Genomic DNA, 21,563 nt, shown 5'->3' with positions numbered 1-21,563 from the left:
TTCGCTGCCCACCATGCTGCTGATCCCCGCCATCGATCTCAAAGACGGGCGCTGCGTGCGCCTGCGCCAGGGAGACCTGGACGATGCAACGGTGTTCTCTGAAGACCCCGCCGCCATGGCCACACGTTGGCTCGACCAAGGCGCGCGCCGCCTGCATCTGGTCGACCTGAACGGCGCCGTCGCCGGCAAACCCAAGAACGAAGCCCCCATCAAGGCGATCCTGGACGCTGTCGGCGACGACATCCCCGTGCAGATCGGCGGCGGCATCCGCGACCTCGACACCATCGAACGCTACCTCGACGCCGGCATTTCCTACGTGATCATCGGCACGGCCGCGGTCAAGAACCCCGGCTTCCTGCAGGACGCCTGCGGCGCCTTCCCGGGCCAGATCATCGTCGGCCTGGATGCCCGCGACGGCAAGATCGCCACCGACGGCTGGAGCAAGCTGACCCGCCACGACGTGCTCGACCTGGGCAAGAAGTTCGAGGACTACGGCTGCGAAGCCATCATCTACACCGACATCGGCCGCGACGGCATGCTGTCCGGCGTCAACGTCGAAGCCACGGTCCGCCTGGCCCAGCACGTGCGCATCCCGGTCTACGCATCGGGCGGCATCGCCGGCATCCAGGACATCGAAGCCCTCTGCGCCGTCGAGGAAGACGGCGTCGAAGGCGCCATCCTGGGCCGCAGCATCTACGAAGGCACGCTCGACTTCCAAGCGGCGCAGGCACGCGCCGACGAACTGGCAAAATGACCACCTCCAGCAGCACCCCCGCGGCCGGCGCGCCCGTGCAAAGCGCGCTGACCCGCCGCATCATTCCCTGCCTTGACGTCACCGCGGGCCGCGTCGTCAAGGGCGTGAACTTCGTCAACCTGCTCGACGCGGGCGACCCCGTCGAGATTGCCCGCCGCTACAACGAGCAGGGCGCCGACGAACTCACCTTCCTCGACATCACCGCCACCAGCGACGGCCGCGACCTGATCCTGCCCATCATCGAGCAGGTGGCCTCGCAGGTCTTCATTCCGCTGACCGTGGGCGGCGGCGTGCGCCAGGTGTCCGACATCCAGCGCCTGCTGAATGCCGGCGCCGACAAGATCAGCATCAACAGCGCCGCCGTGGCCAATCCGGAACTGGTCCGCGCCGCTTCGGACTACCACGGCTCGCAATGCGTGGTGGTGGCGATCGATGCGCGCCGCGTCTCGGCCCAGGGCGAGCCCGCCCGCTGGGAAGTCTTCACCCATGGCGGCCGCAAGGCCACCGGGCTGGACGCCGTGGCCTGGGCGCGCCGCATGGCCGCCTACGGCGCGGGTGAAATCCTGCTGACCAGCATGGACCGCGACGGCACCAAGTCCGGATTCGACCTGGAACTCACGCGCGCCGTCTCGGACGCCGTGCCCGTGCCCGTCATCGCCTCCGGCGGCGTGGGCAATCTGCAGCATCTGGCCGATGGCGTCACCACCGGCCGCGCCAGCGCGGTCCTGGCCGCCAGCATCTTCCACTTCGGCCAGCACACCGTGGGCGAGTGCAAGCGCTTCATGGCTGGCCTCGGCATCCCAGTACGGATGTAGTCCCCCCCGAAGCGCCTGCGGCGCTTCCCCCCAGGGGGGTGCCGCAGCGGACCGGCGGGGCCCGGCTCCGCGCGGCCTCGCTTGAGTGGCGCCTCGAGTTGCATAGGCCGGATTGCTTGGCATGCATTGAAAAACCCAGCTCGCCTGGCCTGAATTGGGGATAGTCTGGATCAGTTTGGGAAGCCCCTCTCAGGCGTGCAACAAGGTATTGCCGTAAGATGATGAGTCCCCACGCGCCAGTGGCGGCCTGCAAGGCGCCGCGCGAGGACAACGGATGAATGAGATGAGCAACGAACCCGCCTGGATGGCCGACGTCGTCTTCGACGAAAACGGCCTGATACCCGCCATCGCGCAGGACGCCGAAAACGGCCAGATCCTGATGGTGGCCTGGATGAACCGCGAATCGCTCGCCGAAACGGCCGCCACCGGGCGCGCCGTTTACTGGTCGCGTTCCCGCCAGCGCCTGTGGCGCAAGGGCGAAGAGTCCGGCCATGCCCAGGAAGTGCACGAACTGCGCCTGGACTGCGACGGCGACGTGATCCTGCTCAAGATCCACCAGCAAGGCGGCATCGCCTGCCATACCGGGCGCGCCAGCTGCTTCTACCGCCGCCTGGAAGGCCAGACCGACCAGGCTTCCTGGATCACGGTGGACCCCGTGCTGAAAGACCCCGAACTGATCTACAAATGACCGCTCAAGCCGCAAGCGCCGCCGAAATCCTCGCGCGCATCGCCGATACCCTGGAAACCCGCCGTCCCGAAAACGGCGGCGATCCCCAAGCCTCCTATTCCGCCAAGCTGCTGGCCAAAGGCCCCGACGCCTTCCTCAAGAAGATCGGCGAAGAAGCCACCGAACTGGTCATGGCCGCCAAGGACGGCGTGCCCGACCGCATCGTCAGCGAAACCGCCGACCTGTGGTTCCATTGCCTGGTGGCCTTGACACATTTCAAGCTTCGGCCCGAAGACGTACTGGCCGAACTGGCTCGCCGCGAGGGCCTGTCCGGCCTGGCGGAAAAGGCGAGCCGCCCGCAAGACTGAACACGGAACCCGGAAAAATGAGCGACAACTGTATTTTCTGCAAGATCGCCGCTGGCGACATCCCGTCCAAGAAAATCTACGAGGACGAGGACTTTGTTGCGTTCCACGACATTAATCCGGCCGCGCCGGTACATTTATTGCTGATCCCTCGACGTCATGTCACATCCATGCAGGATATTAAGGGGGAGGACGCAGAATGGTTGGGTAGAATGATGTCGTTAGCGCCGCGGTTAGCCGCTGAAAACGGTTGCAATCCGGGCCCTGATGGCGGATTTCGCATCATGATCAATTCTGGCGTCGAAGGCGGCCAGGAAGTCCCGCATCTGCATTTCCACATCATCGGCGGCTCGCGACCCTGGAAAGGGCGCGTGGCCCCCAACGCGTAATTCGGAGAAACATCATGGGTAGTTTCAGCATCTGGCATTGGTTGGTTGTCCTGGTCATCGTGGCGCTGATTTTCGGCACCAAGAAGCTGCGCAACATCGGCTCGGACCTGGGCGGCGCGGTCAAGGGCTTCAAGGAAGGCATGAAGGACGCCAACGGCGGCGACAAGCCGGCCGAGCCGATCGCGCAGCAACGCGTCTCCGGCGACACCATCGACGTGCAGGCCAAGGAAAAATCCAACTCCTGAGCGCCTGCTCGGCTCCCGGGCCGTCCTGAACAGGCCGGCCCTTATTGCATCCACTCCCGAGCGGCCGTCGAATGTTTGATGTCAGCTTCACTGAACTGATGGTGATCGGCGTCATCGCCCTGATCGTCATCGGCCCCGAACGCCTGCCCAAGGTTGCCCGCACCGTCGGCCACCTGCTCGGGCGCGCGCAGCGTTACGTCAATGACGTGAAATCCGATATCCAGCGCGAAATCGAGCTCGACGAACTGCGCAAGTTCAAGAGCGAAATGGAAGATGCCGCCCAGGGCGTGCAGAAGTCGCTGAACGAAACCCAGGCCTCGCTGCAGGAACCCGTCCAGCAGTTCCGCGCTGAACTCGACGAGGTCGCGCGCGAAGCCAACATCAAGGCCGAACCGTCCGTGGCCAGCGAAACGCCTGCCGAACCCGAACGCAGCATCGCGCCGCCGCCCAGCCAGAACCACAGCCTGAACCTGGACCTGGATCTGCCGCCGGTGGCTGCGCCCGCGCCCGCCGCGACCCAACAACCCGCGCCCAGCGCACCCAAGGCCGACGACGCCGCGCCCGCCGCCAAGCCCGTCGCGCCCTCCGGAACCCCGACGTGACCCAGGACGCCTCCCAAGAAGAAGGCCAGCAGGAGACCTTCATCTCCCACCTGGTCGAGCTGCGCACCCGCCTGCTGCGCGCCGCCGCCGCCGTGATCGGCATATTCATCGTGCTGTTCATCTACCCCGGCGCGTCGGCCATCTACGACGTGCTGGCCCAGCCCATGCTGGCTTCGCTGCCCGAAGGCACGCGCATGATCGCCACCGGCGTCATCACGCCGTTCATGGTGCCGGTCAAGGTCACGATGATGGCCGCGTTCATCCTGGCGCTGCCCGTGGTGCTGTACCAGGCCTGGGCCTTCGTGGCGCCCGGCCTGTACCGGCACGAGAAGCGCCTGGCGCTGCCGCTTATCGTTTCCAGCACCTTTCTGTTCATCGCGGGCATGGCGTTCTGCTATTTCGTGGTGTTCCGCACGGTGTTCCACTTCATCGCCACGTTCGCGCCGCAGTCCATCACGCCAGCGCCGGACATCGAGGCCTACCTGAGCTTCGTCATGACGATGTTCATGGCCTTCGGCATCACCTTCGAAGTGCCCGTGGCCGTGGTGCTGCTGGTGAAGATGGGCGTGGTCGAACTCTCCAAATTGAAGGCCGCGCGCGGCTACGTGGTGGTGGGCGCCTTCATCATCGCCGCCGTGGTCACGCCGCCCGACGTGGTCAGCCAGTTCATGCTGGCGGTGCCTCTGTGCCTGCTGTATGAGGTCGGGCTGATCTGCGCCCGGCTGGTCACGCCCAAACCAGAAGCAGAGAGCGAGGCCGATTCGGACTCGCTGACAGAGCGCCACTGATCCCTTCGAACGGTCCTGCCCACAAAGCAGGACCGTTTCACCTTGTGGGCGGCCCACGGCAACTCTACATTGCCCTCATGTCACTCGCCCAAAGACTGCACACCCTGATGCGCTGGCGCGGCATCAAAAGCCAGAACCAGCTGGCTCGCATTTCTGGCGTGCCGCAATCGTGCATCCATCGGATCCTCATGCGCGAAGACTGCTACTCGCCGTCTCGCGCTACCTTGCTGCGCCTGGCGCGGGCGCTGGACACCAGCGTGCCGTGGCTGACCGACGGCGTGGGGCCGGGCGGGGATGCGCCGCACAACGGCGCGTCCCCGCCGGACGACGGCCCGGACGGCTATTGCACGGAAATCTGGGCGCTGCTGCGCAATCAATCCGAAAGCACCAAGAAAGCCATCTTGTCGGCGGTGCGCCTGATGGCCAAGGACCCCGCCGCAACCTGAACCCCCACCCGCGGACCCGGCGCGGTCCTAGCGCGGCTTGCCCGGGCGCGTGCCCACCACCACCGCCAGCTCGGCTGGCTTGCCGCTGCGCAATATGCCCAGCTTGGCGCTCTGGCCCGGCGGCAGCTGCGCGATCTCCGACAGCAGGCTGGCGGTGTCCATCATGCGCTTGCCGTTGACCGACTGCACGATGTCCCCCACCCGCAGGCCGCCGCGCGCCGCCGGCCCGTCGCGCATCACGCCGGCGATGATCACGCCCGCGGTATCGCGATCCAGCCCGAACGCACGCGCCAGCTCCGGCGTCACGTCCTGCGGCTCCACGCCCAGCCAACCGCGCTTGACCGCGCCGGTCTTGACGATCTCGTCCATGACCTTGCGCGCGATCTCGATGGGGGTGGCAAAGCCTATGCCCATCGACCCGCCCGATTCGGAATAGATGGCGGTATTAATGCCCACCAGATTGCCGGCGGCGTCGACCAGCGCGCCCCCGGAATTGCCGGGGTTGATCGCCGCGTCGGTCTGGATGAAGTTCTCGTAGGTGTTCAGTCCCAGCCCGTTGCGGCCCAGCGCCGATACGATGCCCAGCGTGGTGGTCTGCCCCACCCCGAACGGATTGCCGATGGCCAGCACCACGTCGCCCACCCGCAAGCCCCGGTCCGGCGCCAGCGTGGCCGCGGGCAGGGACCGCAAGGTGGCCAGCTTCAGCACGGCCAGATCGGTGTCCGGATCCGCGCCCACCACTTTCGCGGTATCGCGACGGCCGTCGGACAGCGCAACCTCGATCGCTTCCGCGGCCTGCACCACGTGGTAGTTGGTCAGCACGTAGCCGTCCTGGTTCACGATCACGCCGGATCCCAGGCTGGTCGAGGCCTGGCGCCGCGTCACGCCCGGCACCTGGCCAAAGAACTGGCGCAGCACCGGATCGTCGGGCAGCGGAATCAGCGGCACGTTAACGTGCTTGGTGGTGTATACGTTGACCACGGAAGGCGCGGCACGGGCCACGCCGTCCGCATAGGACGCCGTGGCCTGGGCGCGCGCAGCGGGCGGTCTTGCGGCGGCCGCCGCGGACTGAGGTCCCGCCGCCGGCCCGGCCAGCCGCAGCAGGTCGGGCCGCAAGGTCGTCACGACGAATAGAATACCCAGGCAGACCGTGACGGCCTGAGCAAAGATCAGCCAATATCGGCGCATGATTCTGATAGGACTAGCTATGAGTAAAGTGGACTCCCACGTCCTGGCCAACTGGCTGGACGACACCCTGCAAACGGCGCGCTTCAAGGACTATTGCCCCAACGGGCTGCAGGTGGAAGGCCGATCCGAAATCGCACACATTATCGCCGGAGTCACGGCCAGCGAAGCCCTGCTGCGCGTGGCGGTCGAACGCGGCGCGGATGCGGTGCTGGTGCACCACGGCTGGCTCTGGCGCAACGAAGACCGCCGCGTCATCGGCACGCGCCGCGCGCGCATGGCCCTGGCCCTGAAAAACGACCTGAACCTGTACGCCTACCATCTGCCGCTGGACGCGCATCCCACGCTGGGCAACAACGCGCAGCTGGCGCGCGTGCTGGGCCTGACGCCCGCGCTGCGCGATGACGGCGCGCCGCAAACCTGTGGCCCAGACAACCTGGTCTGGCTGGGTACGGCGACGGGCGTGGCAACGCTGGGCCAGTTGGGCGAGCGCGTGGCCGAACGCCTGGGCCGCCAGCCGTTGGTGGTGGGCGACCCGGACATGCCCCTGGCGCGCGTAGCCTGGTGCACGGGCGGCGCGCAAGGCATGCTGGGCGATGCGGCGGACGCGGGCGCCAGCGCCTACATCACGGGCGAGGTTTCCGAATCCACCGTGCACCTGGCGCGCGAAACCGGCGTGGGCTTCATCGCCGCGGGCCACCATGCCACCGAGCGCTACGGCGCGCAGGCGCTGGGCCAGGCGGTCGCGGAACGCTTCGGCATCAAGGTCGAATTCGTCGACATCGACAACCCGGCATAACCGGTTCCGCCTCCTCAAGATCGCCCCCGCAAGGGGGCGTTTTCATTGCACGGCTCCCAGCGCGACCGTGCGCGCCGTCCGTGCCGAATCCGCAGGACTCGGCTAGGGGAAAACCAGAGGGCGCGATCAAGGCGGCGCCTGTGCGTCGCATCTGGTCAATCGCGGTTCTCTCCCTGTCAATTCCGCGCGCAGTCCAGCGCCCTAGCATTCCATGCAGCCGCCCGCTGCCAGCCCTTTCCGGCCGGGCCTCCTACACACGGAGCCATTGAATGCTGACCCTCTACGACCACCCGCGCTCCGGCAACTGCTACAAGGTGCGCCTGTTTCTCGCGCTCATCGGCCGGGACTACCAAAGCAGGTTCGTCGACGTGCTGGCCCGCAAGAACCAGACCGCGGAGTTCGAGCGCGTCAGCGCCTTCCAGCAGATCCCCGCGCTGACCGATGGCGACACGGCCATCTGGGACAGCCACGCCATCCTGCTACATCTGGCGCATCACTACGCCCCCGAATGGCTGGCGCCGCTGCCTCGCATCGGCGCCATGCACGCCTGGATATCGGTGTCCGCCAACGAGATCGCCAACAGCCTGCAGCCGCTGCGCCTGACGCGCGTGGTCAGCAACGCCGAGGCCGCGCACCACCTGGGCGTGAGCGAGGCCTTGCTCGACGTGCCCGGCATGCAGGCCCGCACCGACCGCGTGCTGCAGCGCCTGGAAAAGCGCCTTGCGGACCACGCCTGGCTGGCGGGCGGCGAAGCGCCGACCGTGGCCGACATCGCCTGCTACGGCTACCTGGCGCTGGCCGAGGAAGCCGCCATCGACATCGCCGCCTATCCCGCCATCGCGGCGTGGCGCAAGCGCATCCAGCAGTTGCCAGGGTACGTGCCGCCAGGACCCTGAGTCCCGCGCACAACGACAAGAACCATTACTACAAGACAAGAGGGAACCACATGGACGCCATCCAGGCCGCGCAGCCTATTGCCCAATCACACAAGAAACCGAACCTGTTCCGGGTCGCCGTTGCCACAGTCATCGGCACCGCCGTGGAAGCCTTCGACTTCCTCGCCTACGGCACCGCCGCGGCGCTGGTGTTCAACAAGATTTTCTTCCCGCAGTTCGACCCCGTCACCGGCACGCTGGCAGCCTTCGGCGCCTTCGCCAGCGGCATGCTGGCACGGCCCATCGGCGGCATCCTGTTCGGCCATTTCGGCGACCGCATCGGCCGCAAATCCATGCTGACGCTCAGCCTGCTGCTGATGGGGATCTGCACGGTGCTCATCGGGCTGTTGCCGACCTATGAACAAATCGGCATCTCGGCTGCGGTGCTGCTGGTGGTGCTGCGCATCGGCCAGGGGCTGTCGTTCGGCGGCGAGATGGGCGGCGCCATGCTGATGGCGGTAGAACACGCGCCACCCAAATGGAAGGCGTTCTTCGGCAGCCTGCCGCTGGTGGGCGCGCCCCTGGGCATCCTGCTGTCGGTGGGTTCCTTCGCGCTGGTGACGCGGTTGCCGGAAGCGGACTTCCTGTCCTGGGGCTGGCGCCTGCCGTTCCTGGCCAGCGCAGTGCTGATCGTCGTCGGCCTGTTCATCCGCCACGGCATCGACGAATCGCCTGAATTCGAAGAGGTCAAGCGCGAGAAGGCGCGCAACAGACAGTCCGTGCAAGACAAGATGCCCTTGGGCGAATTGCTGCGCGCGCACGGCAAATCGTTGCTGCTGTGCATAGGCTGCAAGATTGCCGAGGTCACGCTGATCTACACCTTCCTGGTGTTCTCGGTTTCCTACGCGGTGTCCAAGCTCGGCTTCAGCCGCGCCGACGCGCTGCATGCCTTGCTTTACGGCGCTGGCGTGCTGATGTTCACCATTCCGCTGTTCGGCGTGCTGGCCGACCGCATCGGCGCGCGCCGCGTCTGTGGCTGGGGCGGCATGCTGCTTGGACTCATGGCCATTCCGATCTTTCTCGCGGTGGGCAGCGGTTCGCTGATGGCGTACAGCCTTGCCGTCTTCGTCGCCATGGCCTTCAACTACGCGATCATGATCGCGCCGCAATCCAGCCTCTACAGCGCGCAGTTTCCCGCGGAGCTGCGCTATTCCGGATTGTCCATCGGGGTCCAGTTCTCGGCCGCCATCGGCGGCGGGCTGGCGCCGCTGATCTCGGCCACGTTGGTGCAGAAGTTCGACAGCATTCTTCCCGTCGGCGTCTATCTGGCCTTCCTCGGCATCGTGGCGGGTAGCTCCGCGTTTCTCATGAAGCCCACCCCGCAGGACCTGCGCCGGGGCTGACGCGCAGGAACGGCATGAGCAGGCGGCGCGGCGCTAGGCGCCGCCGTTGCCGCTTCTGGCGGTCTTGCGATACAGGGCCGGCGACATGCCGAAGCGTTCATGAAAGCGGCGAATGAAATGGCTCGCGTGCTGAAAGCCGCAAGACGCCGCGATGTCCTTGACCTCGACGTGCGCGCGCCGCGGATCCTCCAGCGCCTCCCGGGCCAGCTGCAGGCGGCGTTCACGCACATAGCTGGTGTATTGCAGCGAGCGCATCTTGAACAGCCGGTGCACCCAGCGCGTGGTCACGCGCAGCACATCCGCCACCGCCTGCACCGACAGTTCCGGATCGGTGATGTGGGCATCGATATAGCTGGCCAGCACCTGCCAGTTGTCGGCGGGCGCGCGCGCATCGCCCGGTATCTTCTCCAACGCCTGGCTGGTGTAGATCGAGGCCAGCAGCGCCAACAGCGCCTGCTCGGCAAATAGCGACGACGTCGGATTCGATTCCGCCTTGTCGAAGAACACATGATGCAGGCAGCGATGGGCGGTCTGCACCATGGGCAAGGCCGCCACGCCGCGTTGCGCGGTGAACTGCGACATCGCCAGGCTATGCGCGCCCAGCAGGCGCGACAGCGGCCCCTTGACCACCACGATGCGCGAATCGGTGTACATCCGGATTTCCGATGGCAGGGCGGTCGTGCGGAAGATGATGTCGCCGGGTTCCAGCGGCAGCGTCGCGTCGTTCTGCACGATGACGCCGTGGCCCGCAATCACAAAGCTCGCCAGGAACTCCGCATGCTCCAGATCGGCCGCATGCTCCGCGCGGTGGTGCACGCTGATCGGCGTGGACTCCAGGCTCACCACCAGCCCGCCCGCGCGCAGCCTGCAGGCCTGCAATAGCAGCCTGGGCGGTTCGGTCAGCGCCCTGAATTCGCCCGGCAGCACCAGCTTGTCCAGCTCGCGCTCGTAGCCCGCGATCTCCTGCGCATAGAAAGGGCGGAACTGCGGCGCAAAGTTCAGATCCGCCTCGGAACAGGCGGGCCGGGCGGATGGATTCACTGTCTGGCGGGCGCGTGGCATGCTCGGAACACTCTGTCGGGTCGGCCAACACTGGCCGAAAGGCGCCGGTCTTCCTGTCGCATTGAGTCAACCCTCGTTCGTGATCGGTCAATCGCGGGCGGCGGAGGCGGGCGTGTAATGGAGCCATTATCCCAAGGAGACCCCATGCTGGAAAAACAAGCCCATGCCGACGCCTTCTTTGCGCGCTCCGCGAACAAGCTCGACTTCGGGAACTGGAGCGAAGAAGAAAAGGTGGCGCTGAGCTGCCGCATTCTCGCCAGCGAAGGCCATTCGGAAACCCTGGCGGGCCAGATCACCGTGCGCAAGGAAGACGGCACGTTCCTGACGACGCCCTTGGCCCAGGCCTTCGACGAGATCATCCCGGCCTCGGTCATCCGCATCAACGACAACATGGAGGTGCTCGACGGCCCCGGCACGCCCAACCCCGCCGTGCGCTTTCACTTCTGGGTCTATCGCCAGCGTCCCGACGTGCAGTGCATCATCCACACGCACCCGCCCCATGTCTCGACGCTGTCCATGACGGGGCAGCCGCTGGTGGTCGCGCACATGGACGCGACGCCGTTCCACAACGACTGTGCCCATTTGAAGGAATGGCCCGGCCTGCCCATCGCCGACCAGGAAGGCGAGATCATCTCGGCGGCGCTGGGCGGCAAGCGCAGCATCCTGCTGGCCAACCACGGCTTTCTGGCAGCGGGCTCGTGCATCGAGGAAGCGCTGTACCTGTCGGTGCTGATCGAACGCGCCGCCCGCAATCAACTGCAGGCAGCCGCCGCCTATGGCGAGGTGAAACCGGTGAATGACGCGCTGGCCGCCGAATCGCACGATTTCCTGTTGAAGCCCAGCATCGTGCGCGCAAGCTTCGCCATGTTCGCGCGGCGCGTCGAACGGCAAATGGCAGCAGAACGGGACTAGGGGAAGGGAACAGGCAGCGGATCGTTCAGCGGGGGCCGGCACGCGCCGGCGGGAACGTCCGCCAGCCGCGGCCCGGATCCGCGTCCATGCGGATCCCGGGCCGGCGGCAGCATCGGATCAGGGCTTCTTGAGCAGATCGCGGATTTCACGCAGCAGCGCCACGTCTTCGGGCGTCGCGGCGGGCGCCGGCGCTTCCTCGGCCTTGGTGCGGGCCTTGTAGATGGCCTTGACCATCCAGAAGATCACGAAGGCCAGCAACACGAAGTTGATGATGATCGTGACGAAGTTGCCCCACGCAAATACGTTGGCACCGGCCTTGGTGAGGTCGGCGTAGGTCATGGGGCCGTTGTAGCCGGCCGGCATCGACAGAACCAGGAACTTGTTCGAAAAATCGACCGAGCCTCCGAGGATGAAGTTGACCAACGGCATGACGATGTCCTTGACCAGCGAATCGACGATCTTGCCGAACGCCGCGCCGATGATGACACCGACCGCCAGGTCCACTGCGTTGCCTTTGACAGCGAAATCTCGGAATTCTTTGACGAAACCAGTCGCTTTGCTCATAAAAGCACTCCCTTCGTGATACGCCCGTGAGTGGGCTGGCGCTATAATACGCGGTTGCTATGTTGTTACAAATTCCCGCGAACCCGATGCCGCAGAAGTGATGCTACTCGTAGAGCGGGCGCATCAACAAGGATAGGAAGATGAGTCAGGATACGCTGGTGCACGATGATGACGGTGCGGTTGATCCCAACCTGCCACCTGATCCTTCGCGACGTTTCTGGGTTACCACCGCCTGTGCTGTGGGTGGCGTAGCAGGTGTCGCAACGGCAGTGCCGCTTGTGAGCACGTTTTCTCCCTCCGAAAAGGCCCGCGCTGCCGGGGCTCCCGTTGAAGTGGACGTCGGCGACATTCCCGTCGGCACCATGAAGACGGTTGAATGGCGCGGAAAACCGGTCTGGATCATCCACCGGTCGCCTGAACAACTCGCTGGTCTCAAGACCCAGGACGCGCTGCTGGCCGATCCTGATTCCAAGCGCCCCGGCTTCACGCCCAAATACGCCGAAAACGAAGGCCGCTCGCGCAAGCCCGAGCTCTTCGTCTGCGTCGGCATCTGTACCCACCTCGGCTGCTCGCCCACGTCCCACTTCGAAAAGGGCGGCAGTCTGGGCGCCGACTGGCAGGGCGGCTTCCTCTGTCCTTGCCACGGCTCCACGTTCGATCTGGCCGGCCGTGTCTACAAGAACAAGCCCGCTCCCGACAACCTCGAAGTCCCGCCGTACCAATATCTCACCGACACTCGCATCATCGTGGGCGTCGATGAAGACAACAAGGCCTGACGCGCGCGTCGCGCTTTTTTCCCGAATTACGTAAGTAAATCCGCATTACGCCACGTGAGAGAAGGAGCCGTTACATGGCTGGCGAGAAAACCGTCGAGACGACAGGCCTGTTGGGCTGGCTGGACCGGCGCTTCCCGGTGACCTCTACCTGGAAAGCCCATCTGTCCGAGTACTACGCACCGAAGAACTTCAACTTCTGGTACTTCTTTGGCTCACTGGCCCTACTGGTGCTGGTGCTGCAGATCGTGACCGGCATCTTCCTGGTCATGCACTACAAGCCGGACGCGGAACGCGCGTTCCAGTCCGTCGAATACATCATGCGCGAAGTCCCGTGGGGCTGGCTGGTGCGCTACATGCACTCCACCGGCGCGTCGATGTTCTTCGTCGTCGTGTACCTGCACATGCTGCGCGGACTGCTTTACGGTTCCTACCGCAAGCCGCGCGAGCTCGTGTGGATCTTCGGCGTCGCGATCTTCCTCTGTCTGATGGCGGAAGCCTTCTTCGGCTACCTGCTGCCCTGGGGCCAGATGTCCTACTGGGGCGCACAGGTGATCGTGAACCTGTTCGCGGCCATTCCCTTCATCGGTCCTGAGCTGTCGATCTGGATCCGCGGCGACTACGTCGTGTCGGACGCCACGCTGAACCGCTTCTTTGCCTTCCACGTCATCGCCATCCCGCTGGTGCTGGTGGGCCTGGTCGCGGCCCACCTGGTGGCGCTGCACGAAGTCGGTTCGAACAACCCGGACGGCATCGAGATCAAGCAAGGCCCGAAGGACAAGTACGGCCGCCCGAAGGATGGCATCCCGTTCCACCCGTTCTACTCGGTGCACGACCTGATGGGCGTCGCCGGCTTCCTGCTCGTGTTCGCGTTCATCGTGTTCTTCGCGCCGGAAATGGGCGGCTACTTCCTCGAGTTCAACAACTTCATCCCCGCTGACTCGCTGAAGACGCCCCCGCACATCGCGCCGGTCTGGTACTTCACGCCGTTCTACTCGATGCTGCGCGCCACCACCGACGAGTTCACCTGGGTGCTGGCGGGCGCTTCCGTGCTGGGCGCCATCGCGCTGCTCGTCAAGAGCAACCTGAAGGGCTTCATGCGCATCGCCGTCCCCGGCATCCTGATCGTCGTGGCCGTGCTGCTGCGCGTGATCGACGCCAAGTTCTGGGGCGTGGTCGCCATGGGCGGCACGGTCGTCATCCTGTTCTTCCTGCCGTGGCTGGACCATTCCCCGGTCAAGTCGATCCGCTACCGCCCGACCTGGCACAAGTGGATCTACGGCATCTTCATGGTCAACTTCCTGGTGCTCGGCTACATCGGTACGCAGCCGCCCAGTCCGCCGTTGAACGTCACCTCGCAGATCGGCACGCTGCTGTACCTGGCATTCTTCTTCCTGATGCCGGTATGGAGCCGCCTGGGCACTTTCAAGAAGGTGCCCGACCGCGTCACGTTCCACGCCCACTGAGCCCACCAGATAACGGATTAACCATGATCAAGAAGCTGATTGGTGCCGTGGCCTTGATGCTCACGTGTACCGCCACCCTCGCCGCCGGAGGCGGCTACCCCCTGGACAAGGCCCCGTACCGCGTCAACGACATGGCGTCGCTGCAGAACGGAGCCAAGCTGTTCGTCAACTACTGCCTGAACTGCCATAGCGCGTCCTCGATGCGCTACAACAAGCTCAAGGACATCGGGCTGACCGACCAGCAGATCAAGGAAAGCCTGCTGTTCACCGGCGAAAAGGTCGGCGACATGATGAACGTCGCCATGACCCCGAAGGACGCCAAGCAGTGGTTCGGCACGACGCCCCCGGACTTGTCCGTGATCGCGCGCGCCAAATCCGTGAACGCCGGCCCCTCGGGCGCCGATTACATCTACACCTACCTGCGCACCTTCTACCGCGACACCGCGCGTCCCACGGGCTGGAACAACCTGGTCTTCCCGTCGGTGGGCATGCCCCACGCGCTCTGGGAAGTGCAGGGTCCGCGCGAGCTCACGACGGTCGCCATGCACGAGGTCGAAGGCAAGGAAGGCGCCCCCAAAACCTGGGAACGCGTCACCACGGTGTACGATGCACAGGGTTTTTCCACGGTCAAGGCCGAACCGGTAGCCAACTACCACGGCCATGCCACCTTCGATGCCAAATTCAAGGCCGCTAACCCGGCCCAAGTCGCAACATACGACAACGACGTCGCCGACCTGACTGCGTTCATGTCCTGGATGGCCGAACCCGTCCAGACATTCCGCGTCCGTCTCGGCGTCGGTGTCATGTTGTTCCTGCTGCTGTTCTTCCTGGTTACCTGGCGCCTCAACGCCTCGTACTGGAAACACGTGCGCTAACCGCAACGCCCCGCCAGGTTCTTATCCGTCCCCGATTGCAAATGGGGACGGCATCAGCGGATAGGGCTGTACGCCTATCCCGCCTGGCAATTGGGGCCAGCGCCTGCTAGATTAAGGCGCTGGCCTTTCGTTTTTCAATAAAGGACTTACCGCCATGATGGTGCTCTATTCCGGAACCACGTGTCCGTTTTCGCAACGCTGCCGCTTCGTGTTGTTCGAAAAAGGCATGGATTTCGAGATCCGCGACATCGACCTGTACAACAAGCCCGAAGACATCTCGGTGATGAACCCGTACGGTCAAGTGCCCATTCTGGTCGAACGCGACCTGGTCCTGTACGAGTCGAACATCATCAACGAGTACATCGACGAGCGCTTCCCGCATCCCCAGCTCATGCCCGCCGACCCGGTCATGCGCGCCCGCACCCGCCTGTTCCTCTACAACTTCGAGAAGGAACTGTTCGTCCACGTCTCGACGCTGGAAGACCGCAGCGCCAAGCCCGACGAAAAGAAGCTGGCCAACGCCCGCCAGAACATCCGCGACCGCCTGGCCCAGCTGGCCCCCATGCTGCTGAAGAACAAGTACATGCTGGGCGAGGAATTCTCCATGCTCGACGTGGCCGTGGCTCCGCTGCTGTGGCGCCTGGACCACTACGGCATCGAACTGCCCAAGAACGCGGCTCCGCTGCAAAAGTACGCCGAACGCATCTTCTCGCGTCCGGCCTACATCGAAGCGCTGACGCCTTCGGAAAAAGTGATGCGTCGCTAAGGCTGTTGCGTGATGGGTGAAACTTCGACCAAACCGTACCTGATCCGCGCGCTGCACGAATGGTGCACCGATAACGGCTATACGCCCTACATCACCGTGCAGGTCGACGAGCACACCATGGTGCCCGTCGCCCATGTGCGCGACGGCCAGATCACGTTGAACGTGGGCACGCTGGCCACCAACCGCCTGGTGCTGGGCAACGAATTCATCGAATTCCAGGCCCGCTTCAGCGGCGTGACCGAAAACGTCTACGTTCCCGTGGGTGCCGTCAGCGCCATCTACGCGCGCGAAACCGGCGCCGGCATGGGCTTCGAAGTGCAGCCCTACGAACCGCCGGAAGCGGGCGCCCAGGGCGCGACGGCCGCCGCCGCGCCCGAAGGCTCCGACGCCGACGCCGCCCCCGGCGACGACGGCGGAGACGACGACGAACCCAAACGTCCGCGCCTGACCATCGTCAAATAAGGCATCCCCGCAGGGCCGGCATTTTTTTCATTACAATGCAGCCCTTCGCGTGCCCCCGGGTACGCAGCGCCGGTGTAGCTCAGTTGGTAGAGCAGCTCACTTGTAATGAGAAGGTCGAGGGTTCGATTCCTTTCACCGGCACCAAGAACGAATGAAAAAGGCCGACTCCAGGAGTCGGCCTTTTTTTCTGCGCAGCCGGGATTCAATCCGGCTTGATCCCCGCAGCCTTGATGATCGCCACATTGCGCTCCAGTTCGGTTTCCACCTTGCGGCGGAACGCGGCCGGATCGGCGTACGTGGCGTCGAACCCCAGTTGCTCCAGCTTGGCGCGCGTATCGGGTTCAGCCATGACCGCTTCGATCTCCTTGGACAAGCGGGCGACGATGGGCGCGGGCGTGCCCTTCGGCATCACCACGCCGAACCAGGTTTCAAAGTCGTAGTTCGCCACGCCGCCTTCCGCGACGGTGGGCACGTCAGGCACCAGGGCCGAGCGCGCGTTGCCGGTCAGGGCCACGGCGCGCGCCTTGCCCGCCTTGATCTGCGGCAAGCCCGCGACCAGCGTGTCGATCGACAGCGGGATCTGATTGCCCAGCAGGTCGGCCATGGCGGGCGCGCTGCCGCGATAGGGCACATGCAGCAATTTGGCGCCGGTACGCTGCGCCAGCGATTCACCCGCGATGTGCGGCGTGGAACCGTTGCCGAAGGAACCGAAGCTCAGCGGCTGGGCGGCCGACTTGCTCTTGATGTCGGCAACGGTGGTGATGCCCGTCTGCGGATTCGTGAGGATCACGAAGGGCGTGCTGCCGGCAATCGCGACATACTCGTAGCTCTTGATCGGGTCGTAGTTCAGATTCGGATAGAGCAGCGGGTTGAGCGTGAAAGTGGGCGCTCCGGTGATCATGAACGTATAGCCGTCCGGAGCAGCGCGCGCGACGGCCGCTGCGCCGATGCCGGTATTGGCGCCCGGCTTGTTCTCGACCACGACGGTCTGCCGCAGGCGATCGCCCAGCTTGGCGGCGAACAGGCGGCCAATGACGTCCGTCGAACCGCCCGGCGGGAATGGCACGACCATCGTGATCGGCTTGCTTGGATAGTCCTGCGCCGCCGCCAGAGCCGGCCCGACAGCCAGAGCGCACAAGAATGCGCTCTTGGCGATGTGCTTGATCATGCGTAATTCCCCTTGTGTTGGTTGTGTGGTTCAGTCGACCAGAGCCGGCGTCCGGCGCCAGCATTGCGTGGCTTGCTCAAACGCGTGGGCAAGTTGCAGCAGGGCGCGCTCCTGGCGGTAGCGCCCGACGATCTGGATGCCTACCGGCAGCCCCTCGGCGGTAAAGCCACAGGGCACCGAAATGGCTGGATGCCCCGTCAGGGACAGGTAATAGCCCGAACGCATCCAGTCGATGTAATTGAGCATCGGCGTACCCTCGATGCTGCCGACGGTTTCCTGCTCGACCGGAAACGGCAGCACCTGGCTGACCGGGCCGATCATGAATTCGTATGTCTGCATGAAGGCGTGCATGCGCGCGAACAGCGCGGCGCGGTCCCGCTCCGCCTGCACGACGGCGGCGGCGGATTGCCGCAGGCCGAGCTCGATGTTCCAGATCACCGTGTCCTTGAGCAGATGCCGGTGCTCAAGCAACGCGGCCTCATAGCCCACGGCAAAGGTCTGTCCGCGCAGGGCCTGGAACGCGGCATCGGCGCCGGAAAAATCGGGGCAGGCCGGCTCCACGCGTGCGCCCAGATCCGCAAACACAGGCAGCCGCTGCTCCAAGGCCTGCACCACCGCGGGTTCGACGGGCAAATCCCCCCAGGTCGGCGCATAGGCGATGCGCACGCCTTTGAAATCGCGCTCCAGGGTGCCAAGAAAGCAGGCCGGATCCTGTTCAATGGCCAAGGGATCGCGCGAATCGGGACCGGCAGTGGCGGCCAGCAGCAAGGCCACATCGGCCACGGTGCGAGCCATGGGTCCGGCCACGGTCAACGTGTTGTAGGGACTGGCCGCGGGCCATTGCGGCACGCGGCCCGGAGAAGGACGCAGGCCCACGACATTGCAGAACGAGGCCGGATTGCGCAACGAACCGCCCATATCCGTGCCGTCGGCCAGCGGCGCCATGCCGGTAGCCAGCGCGGCGGCGGCGCCGCCACTGCTTCCGCCGGCGGTCATGCGCGGGTCATAGGGATTACGGGTGGCGCCGAATACGGTATTGAAGGTTTGCGAGCCCGCGCCGAATTCGGGCAGATTGGTCTTGCCCAGGGTGATGGCGCCAGCGGCGCGTTCGCGGCTGACGATCAGGCTGTCCCGCTCCGGCACAAAGTCGCGGTATAGCGGCGAACCATAGGTAGTGCGCATGCCGGCCGTCAGGAACGAGTCCTTGTGCACGATGGGCAGGCCGTGCAACAGACCCAGAACCTGCCCGCCTGCCTGGCGCTCGTCGGCCCGGGCCGCGCCGGCCATTGCGGCTTCGGCGTCCAGCGTAACGATGGCATTGATCCGCGGGTTCCAGGCCTCGATGCGCCGCAGATGCGCCGCCATGAGTTCCCGGGCGCTCAGATGCCCGGCTGCGATTTCCCCGCGCAGCGCAACGGCGGTCATGTCGCATAGGGTCGATTCGATAGTCATTTGCTGCCTAAAAGTATTGCTATGCAATACAAAGTATTGAATACTTAACTTTATAGTGGGTATTGCCAAGCCGGACAATCCGGGGAAACTAGCGCCTGCCCAGCCCCCGGCTGCCATCGCCGCCTGTCCCGCACTCGAGAAACCTCCATGAAAAAGCGCCAGCCATCCCCTCTCGATATCGCACCGGCAACGTTGCCGCCGGAGCCGGCGGCCGCCGACGATCCGCTGTACGTCGCATCGCTGGAAAAAGGCGTCCGGGTGCTGGAAGCATTCCGCGATGCCGGCGACTCGCTGGGCCTGACCGACATCGCCACGGTGACCGGCCTGGGCAAGAGCGCCGCGCAACGCTTCGTGCATACCTGGGAACGCTTGGGCTATCTGGTCAAGGAAGCCGCCTCGCGACGCTACCGCCTAGGGCCGCGCGTGGTGGAGCTCGGCTACTTTTTCCTGCGCAGCGACCGGCTTGTATCCATGGCCGCGCCGCACCTGGTCGCGCTGCGGGATCGTTGCGGGTTGGCGGTGCATATGAGCGTGCTGGCGGGCAGCGACATGATCTATCTGTTGCGCCTGCCCAGCCGCCAAATGACCCTGGCGGAAATGCTGCCGGGACGCCGCATGCCGGCATGGTGCAATAGCGCGGGACGCATGCTGCTAGCGCAGCTGGACGACGAAGCCGTGCGACAGGCGCTTCTGCGTTCGCCCCCGCGCGCCTTCACCCCTCGCACCGTGATCGATCCCGAAGCGTTGCTGGCGCTGGTCCGGCAAGCCCGGGATGAGGGCTACGCCCTGACCGAAGACCAGGTCCTGCAGAATCAGGTGGGCGCGGCCGTGCTGCTGCGCGATGCCCGCGCCATGCCGCTGGCCGCCATCAGCGTCAGCGCGCCGCGCCACGACTATTCCACCGACCGCCTGGTGCGCGACATCGTGCCCCAGCTGTTCCGCACGGCGCAGGCAATCCAGAGCGCCTGAACCCGCGCGCGGGGCCGTTTTGCATTCTTCCGTTTTTTTGTGCATAATTCGCCCCCTCTACCTGTTCCCCGATAGCTCAGTCGGTAGAGCGACGGACTGTTAATCCGCAGGTCGCTGGTTCGAGCCCAGCTCGGGGAGCCAAAGAATGCAGTACTGAAGGGCCCGCAACTTGTTGCGGGCCTTTTGCATTTGGACGCGGCGCAAGCGGCCTGTTTGCCGGGCCGCGCGCGGCGTACGATGATGCGCATTCCCTCATCACCACATCGCCTGCCTCCATGCGTTCCGCGCGATCCCTGCCTGCCCTGGTTTCCCTGCGCGCCTTTGAAGCGGCCGCGCGGCGCATGAGCTTTTCGCTGGCCGCGCAGGAACTCTTCGTGACGCAAAGCGCCATCAGCCACCATATCCAACGGTTGGAAGCCGAGCTGGGCGTGGCGCTGTTCGAGCGGCTCACCCGCGCCGTGGCGCTGACCGCGGCGGGTCAGGCCTATTACGAGCGCGTGCACGCGGCCTTCGAACTGCTGCGCCAGGGTACCGACGAGATCCGTGCGCCCGAGACTGTGCGGCAGACGCTGCGCGTCGGGCTGCTGGCCTCGTTCGCCACGCGCTGGCTGGCGCCGCGCCTGGCGGCGTTTGCCGCCGCTCATCCCGACATCGATCTCCAATTGCAGCCCGACATCGGTTTGGCGGACGTCGCGGGCGGCGAGGTCGACGTCGCCATCCGCTACGGGCGCGGCGTGTGGCCCGGCGTGCGGGCGCGGTTGATCATGGCGGAGCGGCTGTCGGTGGTCTGCGCGCCCGCGCTGATCGCGGGCAGGAAACGCCCGCGCACGCCGCAGGATCTGCTGCGCTTTCCGTTGCTGGCCTCGCATGCCCGCCATCCCTTCGAATGGGACGCCTGGGCCCGGCATCATGGCGTGGACCTGGGCGGCGTGCGGCCCGTGCGTCTGCATGACTACAACATCGTTGTGGAAGCGGCGCTGGCGGGGCAAGGCATGGCGATGGGCCGCCACCGCCTTATCGCCGCCCAGCTCGCCAGCGGCGCGCTGGTGGAGGCCCTGCCTGACGCCGCGCTCGAAGCTCCCCGTATCGGCTGGTGGTTCGTGACGCCGCGCGGCGCGCTTGGCGACGCGGCGCAGCGCTTCCACGCGTGGCTGGCGCAGGTAGCCGCGGAGCAAGACGATACACATTAGTTTTACTCATGTGTACTGCGCGAAAATTGATTGGTCAGGGTCCGCAGCGGCCGATAGCATGAGGCTTGCCCTTAGTTTCCCTATTCAGGAGTCCCTCATGACCCGCTCGATCTCCGGCCGCGTGGCCGAACTTGGCCTGACCCTCGAAGCCGCCGCCGCTCCCGCCGCCAACTACGTGCCCTTCGTGCAGGAAGGCAACCTGCTGTATATCTCGGGCCAGATCTCCCGCAAGGACGGCAAGGCCGCCTATCTGGGCCGCCTGGGCGACCAGGTTTCTGACGCCGATGGCGTGGCAGCGGCGCGCTTGTCGGCGCTGGGCCTGCTGTCGCAGATCGCCGCCGCCACCGGCGACAAGCTGGACCGCGTGGCGCGCGTCGTGCGCCTGGGCGTGTTCGTGGCCAGCACGCCGGATTTCAACCGCCAGAGCGCCATCGCCAACGGCGCCTCCGACCTGATGGTCGAAGTGTTCGGCGACGCCGGCCGCCATGCGCGCAGCGCCGTCGGCGTGGCGTCCCTGCCCCAGGGCGTGGCGGTGGAAATCGAAGCCGTTATCGCGCTCACGCAAGCCTGA

General features: G+C 65.4%; 26 protein-coding genes and 2 tRNA genes. 23 read left to right on the top strand and 5 right to left on the bottom strand.

Annotated features, from left to right (window positions below; all coding sequences use genetic code 11):
• Nucleotides 1-13 precede the first annotated feature (13 nt).
• From hisA to N5C88_RS01065, 9 genes are all read left to right on the top strand, one after another.
• Complete coding sequence (gene hisA / locus N5C88_RS01105; RefSeq protein ID WP_280014493.1) at nt 14-754, top strand: 1-(5-phosphoribosyl)-5-[(5-phosphoribosylamino)methylideneamino]imidazole-4-carboxamide isomerase; 741 nt, start codon at nt 14-16, stop codon at nt 752-754.
• On the top strand, nt 751-1,569 hold the full coding sequence (gene hisF, locus N5C88_RS01100; protein ID WP_059376785.1) for an imidazole glycerol phosphate synthase subunit HisF: 819 nt from the start codon (nt 751-753) through the stop codon (nt 1,567-1,569). The genes hisA and hisF overlap by 4 nt, the downstream gene beginning before the upstream one ends.
• A 283-nt stretch (nt 1,570-1,852) precedes the next feature.
• Nucleotides 1,853-2,257, top strand: coding sequence for a phosphoribosyl-AMP cyclohydrolase (gene hisI / locus N5C88_RS01095; RefSeq protein ID WP_054455509.1), 405 nt, complete (start codon nt 1,853-1,855; stop codon nt 2,255-2,257).
• Entirely contained in the window at nt 2,254-2,604 is a 351-nt protein-coding gene (locus N5C88_RS01090; protein WP_013390944.1) for a phosphoribosyl-ATP diphosphatase, read from the top strand. Before hisI ends, N5C88_RS01090 begins: the two co-directional genes overlap by 4 nt.
• 17 nt (nt 2,605-2,621) lie before the next feature.
• Entirely contained in the window at nt 2,622-2,990 is a 369-nt protein-coding gene (locus N5C88_RS01085; RefSeq protein ID WP_054455512.1) for a histidine triad nucleotide-binding protein, read from the top strand.
• Between the two features lie 14 nt (nt 2,991-3,004).
• Nucleotides 3,005-3,235: a Sec-independent protein translocase subunit TatA gene (gene tatA / locus N5C88_RS01080; RefSeq protein ID WP_054455514.1), complete on the top strand. Its 231-nt coding sequence runs from the start codon at nt 3,005-3,007 to the stop codon at nt 3,233-3,235.
• A 71-nt stretch (nt 3,236-3,306) separates the two neighbouring features.
• Entirely contained in the window at nt 3,307-3,837 is a 531-nt protein-coding gene (gene tatB / locus N5C88_RS01075; RefSeq protein WP_059376782.1) for a Sec-independent protein translocase protein TatB, read from the top strand.
• Nucleotides 3,834-4,625, top strand: coding sequence for a twin-arginine translocase subunit TatC (gene tatC, locus N5C88_RS01070; protein WP_059376778.1), 792 nt, complete (start codon nt 3,834-3,836; stop codon nt 4,623-4,625). Before tatB ends, tatC begins: the two co-directional genes overlap by 4 nt.
• Before the next feature lie 77 nt (nt 4,626-4,702).
• Nucleotides 4,703-5,071: a helix-turn-helix transcriptional regulator gene (locus tag N5C88_RS01065; RefSeq protein WP_059376775.1), complete on the top strand. Its 369-nt coding sequence runs from the start codon at nt 4,703-4,705 to the stop codon at nt 5,069-5,071.
• Between the two features lie 27 nt (nt 5,072-5,098).
• Here N5C88_RS01065 and N5C88_RS01060 read toward each other — a convergent pair whose 3' ends face one another.
• The gene (locus N5C88_RS01060) at nt 5,099-6,259 is read right to left on the bottom strand and encodes a trypsin-like peptidase domain-containing protein (RefSeq protein WP_280014492.1); all 1,161 of its coding nucleotides are present in this window, start codon (nt 6,257-6,259) and stop codon (nt 5,099-5,101) included.
• Between the two features lie 19 nt (nt 6,260-6,278).
• Here N5C88_RS01060 and N5C88_RS01055 point away from each other — a divergent pair, with 19 nt between their 5' ends.
• The 3 genes from N5C88_RS01055 to N5C88_RS01045 all read left to right on the top strand — a co-directional run bounded on the left by N5C88_RS01055 (nt 6,279) and on the right by N5C88_RS01045 (nt 9,333).
• Nucleotides 6,279-7,055: a Nif3-like dinuclear metal center hexameric protein gene (locus tag N5C88_RS01055; protein WP_118933481.1), complete on the top strand. Its 777-nt coding sequence runs from the start codon at nt 6,279-6,281 to the stop codon at nt 7,053-7,055.
• Between the two features lie 269 nt (nt 7,056-7,324).
• Complete coding sequence (locus tag N5C88_RS01050; protein WP_059376767.1) at nt 7,325-7,951, top strand: glutathione S-transferase family protein; 627 nt, start codon at nt 7,325-7,327, stop codon at nt 7,949-7,951.
• 50 nt (nt 7,952-8,001) lie between these two features.
• On the top strand, nt 8,002-9,333 hold the full coding sequence (locus N5C88_RS01045) for an MFS transporter (RefSeq protein ID WP_059376763.1): 1,332 nt from the start codon (nt 8,002-8,004) through the stop codon (nt 9,331-9,333).
• Nucleotides 9,334-9,366: 33 nt separating this feature from the next.
• Here the strand turns inward: N5C88_RS01045 and N5C88_RS01040 are convergent, their stop codons facing one another.
• Entirely contained in the window at nt 9,367-10,395 is a 1,029-nt protein-coding gene (locus tag N5C88_RS01040; protein WP_280014491.1) for an AraC family transcriptional regulator, read from the bottom strand.
• A 144-nt stretch (nt 10,396-10,539) separates the two neighbouring features.
• Between N5C88_RS01040 and N5C88_RS01035 the strand changes: the two genes are divergently transcribed.
• Nucleotides 10,540-11,307, top strand: a complete 768-nt coding sequence (locus tag N5C88_RS01035) for an aldolase (RefSeq protein WP_118933479.1) — start codon at nt 10,540-10,542, stop codon at nt 11,305-11,307.
• 117 nt (nt 11,308-11,424) lie between these two features.
• Here the strand turns inward: N5C88_RS01035 and mscL are convergent, their stop codons facing one another.
• A complete protein-coding gene (gene mscL, locus N5C88_RS01030) occupies nt 11,425-11,871 on the bottom strand; it encodes a large conductance mechanosensitive channel protein MscL (protein WP_042795720.1) in 447 nt (148 codons plus the stop codon).
• 140 nt (nt 11,872-12,011) lie between these two features.
• Between mscL and petA the strand changes: the two genes are divergently transcribed.
• From petA to N5C88_RS01000, 6 genes are all read left to right on the top strand, one after another.
• Nucleotides 12,012-12,647 (top strand): ubiquinol-cytochrome c reductase iron-sulfur subunit, encoded by a 636-nt coding sequence (gene petA / locus N5C88_RS01025; protein ID WP_054455534.1) that lies wholly within the window; start codon nt 12,012-12,014, stop codon nt 12,645-12,647.
• Between the two features lie 74 nt (nt 12,648-12,721).
• Nucleotides 12,722-14,110: a cytochrome bc complex cytochrome b subunit gene (locus N5C88_RS01020; protein ID WP_059376757.1), complete on the top strand. Its 1,389-nt coding sequence runs from the start codon at nt 12,722-12,724 to the stop codon at nt 14,108-14,110.
• A 23-nt stretch (nt 14,111-14,133) separates the two neighbouring features.
• A complete protein-coding gene (locus tag N5C88_RS01015) occupies nt 14,134-14,985 on the top strand; it encodes a cytochrome c1 (RefSeq protein WP_059376756.1) in 852 nt (283 codons plus the stop codon).
• A gap of 154 nt (nt 14,986-15,139) precedes the next feature.
• A complete protein-coding gene (locus N5C88_RS01010) occupies nt 15,140-15,751 on the top strand; it encodes a glutathione S-transferase N-terminal domain-containing protein (RefSeq protein ID WP_006388039.1) in 612 nt (203 codons plus the stop codon).
• A gap of 12 nt (nt 15,752-15,763) precedes the next feature.
• Entirely contained in the window at nt 15,764-16,213 is a 450-nt protein-coding gene (locus tag N5C88_RS01005) for a ClpXP protease specificity-enhancing factor (RefSeq protein ID WP_118933478.1), read from the top strand.
• 68 nt (nt 16,214-16,281) lie between these two features.
• Nucleotides 16,282-16,357 (top strand) — tRNA-Thr (locus tag N5C88_RS01000).
• A gap of 58 nt (nt 16,358-16,415) precedes the next feature.
• Here N5C88_RS01000 and N5C88_RS00995 read toward each other — a convergent pair.
• Together N5C88_RS00995 and N5C88_RS00990 are read right to left on the bottom strand one after the other, a co-directional pair.
• A complete protein-coding gene (locus N5C88_RS00995) occupies nt 16,416-17,381 on the bottom strand; it encodes a tripartite tricarboxylate transporter substrate binding protein (RefSeq protein WP_280014490.1) in 966 nt (321 codons plus the stop codon).
• A 30-nt stretch (nt 17,382-17,411) separates the two neighbouring features.
• Complete coding sequence (locus N5C88_RS00990; RefSeq protein ID WP_280014489.1) at nt 17,412-18,833, bottom strand: amidase; 1,422 nt, start codon at nt 18,831-18,833, stop codon at nt 17,412-17,414.
• Nucleotides 18,834-18,980: 147 nt separating this feature from the next.
• Here N5C88_RS00990 and N5C88_RS00985 point away from each other — a divergent pair, with 147 nt between their 5' ends.
• The 4 genes from N5C88_RS00985 (at nt 18,981) to N5C88_RS00970 (ending at nt 21,563) form a co-directional block, all read left to right on the top strand.
• Nucleotides 18,981-19,802, top strand: a complete 822-nt coding sequence (locus N5C88_RS00985) for an IclR family transcriptional regulator C-terminal domain-containing protein (protein WP_280014488.1) — start codon at nt 18,981-18,983, stop codon at nt 19,800-19,802.
• Between the two features lie 65 nt (nt 19,803-19,867).
• Nucleotides 19,868-19,943: transfer RNA gene (locus N5C88_RS00980), tRNA-Asn, on the top strand.
• Nucleotides 19,944-20,077: 134 nt separating this feature from the next.
• On the top strand, nt 20,078-20,992 hold the full coding sequence (gene gcvA, locus N5C88_RS00975; RefSeq protein WP_280014487.1) for a transcriptional regulator GcvA: 915 nt from the start codon (nt 20,078-20,080) through the stop codon (nt 20,990-20,992).
• A gap of 97 nt (nt 20,993-21,089) precedes the next feature.
• Nucleotides 21,090-21,563 (top strand): RidA family protein, encoded by a 474-nt coding sequence (locus tag N5C88_RS00970; RefSeq protein ID WP_054455544.1) that lies wholly within the window; start codon nt 21,090-21,092, stop codon nt 21,561-21,563.

The sequence above is a fragment of the Achromobacter sp. GD03932 genome, from assembly GCF_029839485.1.
GTDB lineage: Bacteria > Pseudomonadota > Gammaproteobacteria > Burkholderiales > Burkholderiaceae_B > Achromobacter > Achromobacter bronchisepticus_A.
This window is presented reverse-complemented; position numbering and strand designations above follow the sequence as displayed.

Coding starts and splice junctions, on each gene's coding strand:
- hisA (WP_280014493.1), top strand. CDS start 14: ATGCTGCTGATCCCCGCCATCGATCTCAAAGACGGGCGCTGCGTGCGC.
- hisF (WP_059376785.1), top strand. CDS start 751: ATGACCACCTCCAGCAGCACCCCCGCGGCCGGCGCGCCCGTGCAAAGC.
- hisI (WP_054455509.1), top strand. CDS start 1,853: ATGAGCAACGAACCCGCCTGGATGGCCGACGTCGTCTTCGACGAAAAC.
- N5C88_RS01090 (WP_013390944.1), top strand. CDS start 2,254: ATGACCGCTCAAGCCGCAAGCGCCGCCGAAATCCTCGCGCGCATCGCC.
- N5C88_RS01085 (WP_054455512.1), top strand. CDS start 2,622: ATGAGCGACAACTGTATTTTCTGCAAGATCGCCGCTGGCGACATCCCG.
- tatA (WP_054455514.1), top strand. CDS start 3,005: ATGGGTAGTTTCAGCATCTGGCATTGGTTGGTTGTCCTGGTCATCGTG.
- tatB (WP_059376782.1), top strand. CDS start 3,307: ATGTTTGATGTCAGCTTCACTGAACTGATGGTGATCGGCGTCATCGCC.
- N5C88_RS01065 (WP_059376775.1), top strand. CDS start 4,703: ATGTCACTCGCCCAAAGACTGCACACCCTGATGCGCTGGCGCGGCATC.
- N5C88_RS01060 (WP_280014492.1), bottom strand. CDS start 6,259: ATGCGCCGATATTGGCTGATCTTTGCTCAGGCCGTCACGGTCTGCCTG.
- N5C88_RS01055 (WP_118933481.1), top strand. CDS start 6,279: ATGAGTAAAGTGGACTCCCACGTCCTGGCCAACTGGCTGGACGACACC.
- N5C88_RS01050 (WP_059376767.1), top strand. CDS start 7,325: ATGCTGACCCTCTACGACCACCCGCGCTCCGGCAACTGCTACAAGGTG.
- N5C88_RS01045 (WP_059376763.1), top strand. CDS start 8,002: ATGGACGCCATCCAGGCCGCGCAGCCTATTGCCCAATCACACAAGAAA.
- N5C88_RS01040 (WP_280014491.1), bottom strand. CDS start 10,395: ATGCCACGCGCCCGCCAGACAGTGAATCCATCCGCCCGGCCCGCCTGT.
- N5C88_RS01035 (WP_118933479.1), top strand. CDS start 10,540: ATGCTGGAAAAACAAGCCCATGCCGACGCCTTCTTTGCGCGCTCCGCG.
- mscL (WP_042795720.1), bottom strand. CDS start 11,871: ATGAGCAAAGCGACTGGTTTCGTCAAAGAATTCCGAGATTTCGCTGTC.
- petA (WP_054455534.1), top strand. CDS start 12,012: ATGAGTCAGGATACGCTGGTGCACGATGATGACGGTGCGGTTGATCCC.
- N5C88_RS01020 (WP_059376757.1), top strand. CDS start 12,722: ATGGCTGGCGAGAAAACCGTCGAGACGACAGGCCTGTTGGGCTGGCTG.
- N5C88_RS01015 (WP_059376756.1), top strand. CDS start 14,134: ATGATCAAGAAGCTGATTGGTGCCGTGGCCTTGATGCTCACGTGTACC.
- N5C88_RS01010 (WP_006388039.1), top strand. CDS start 15,140: ATGATGGTGCTCTATTCCGGAACCACGTGTCCGTTTTCGCAACGCTGC.
- N5C88_RS01005 (WP_118933478.1), top strand. CDS start 15,764: ATGGGTGAAACTTCGACCAAACCGTACCTGATCCGCGCGCTGCACGAA.
- N5C88_RS00995 (WP_280014490.1), bottom strand. CDS start 17,381: ATGATCAAGCACATCGCCAAGAGCGCATTCTTGTGCGCTCTGGCTGTC.
- N5C88_RS00990 (WP_280014489.1), bottom strand. CDS start 18,833: ATGACTATCGAATCGACCCTATGCGACATGACCGCCGTTGCGCTGCGC.
- N5C88_RS00985 (WP_280014488.1), top strand. CDS start 18,981: ATGAAAAAGCGCCAGCCATCCCCTCTCGATATCGCACCGGCAACGTTG.
- gcvA (WP_280014487.1), top strand. CDS start 20,078: ATGCGTTCCGCGCGATCCCTGCCTGCCCTGGTTTCCCTGCGCGCCTTT.
- N5C88_RS00970 (WP_054455544.1), top strand. CDS start 21,090: ATGACCCGCTCGATCTCCGGCCGCGTGGCCGAACTTGGCCTGACCCTC.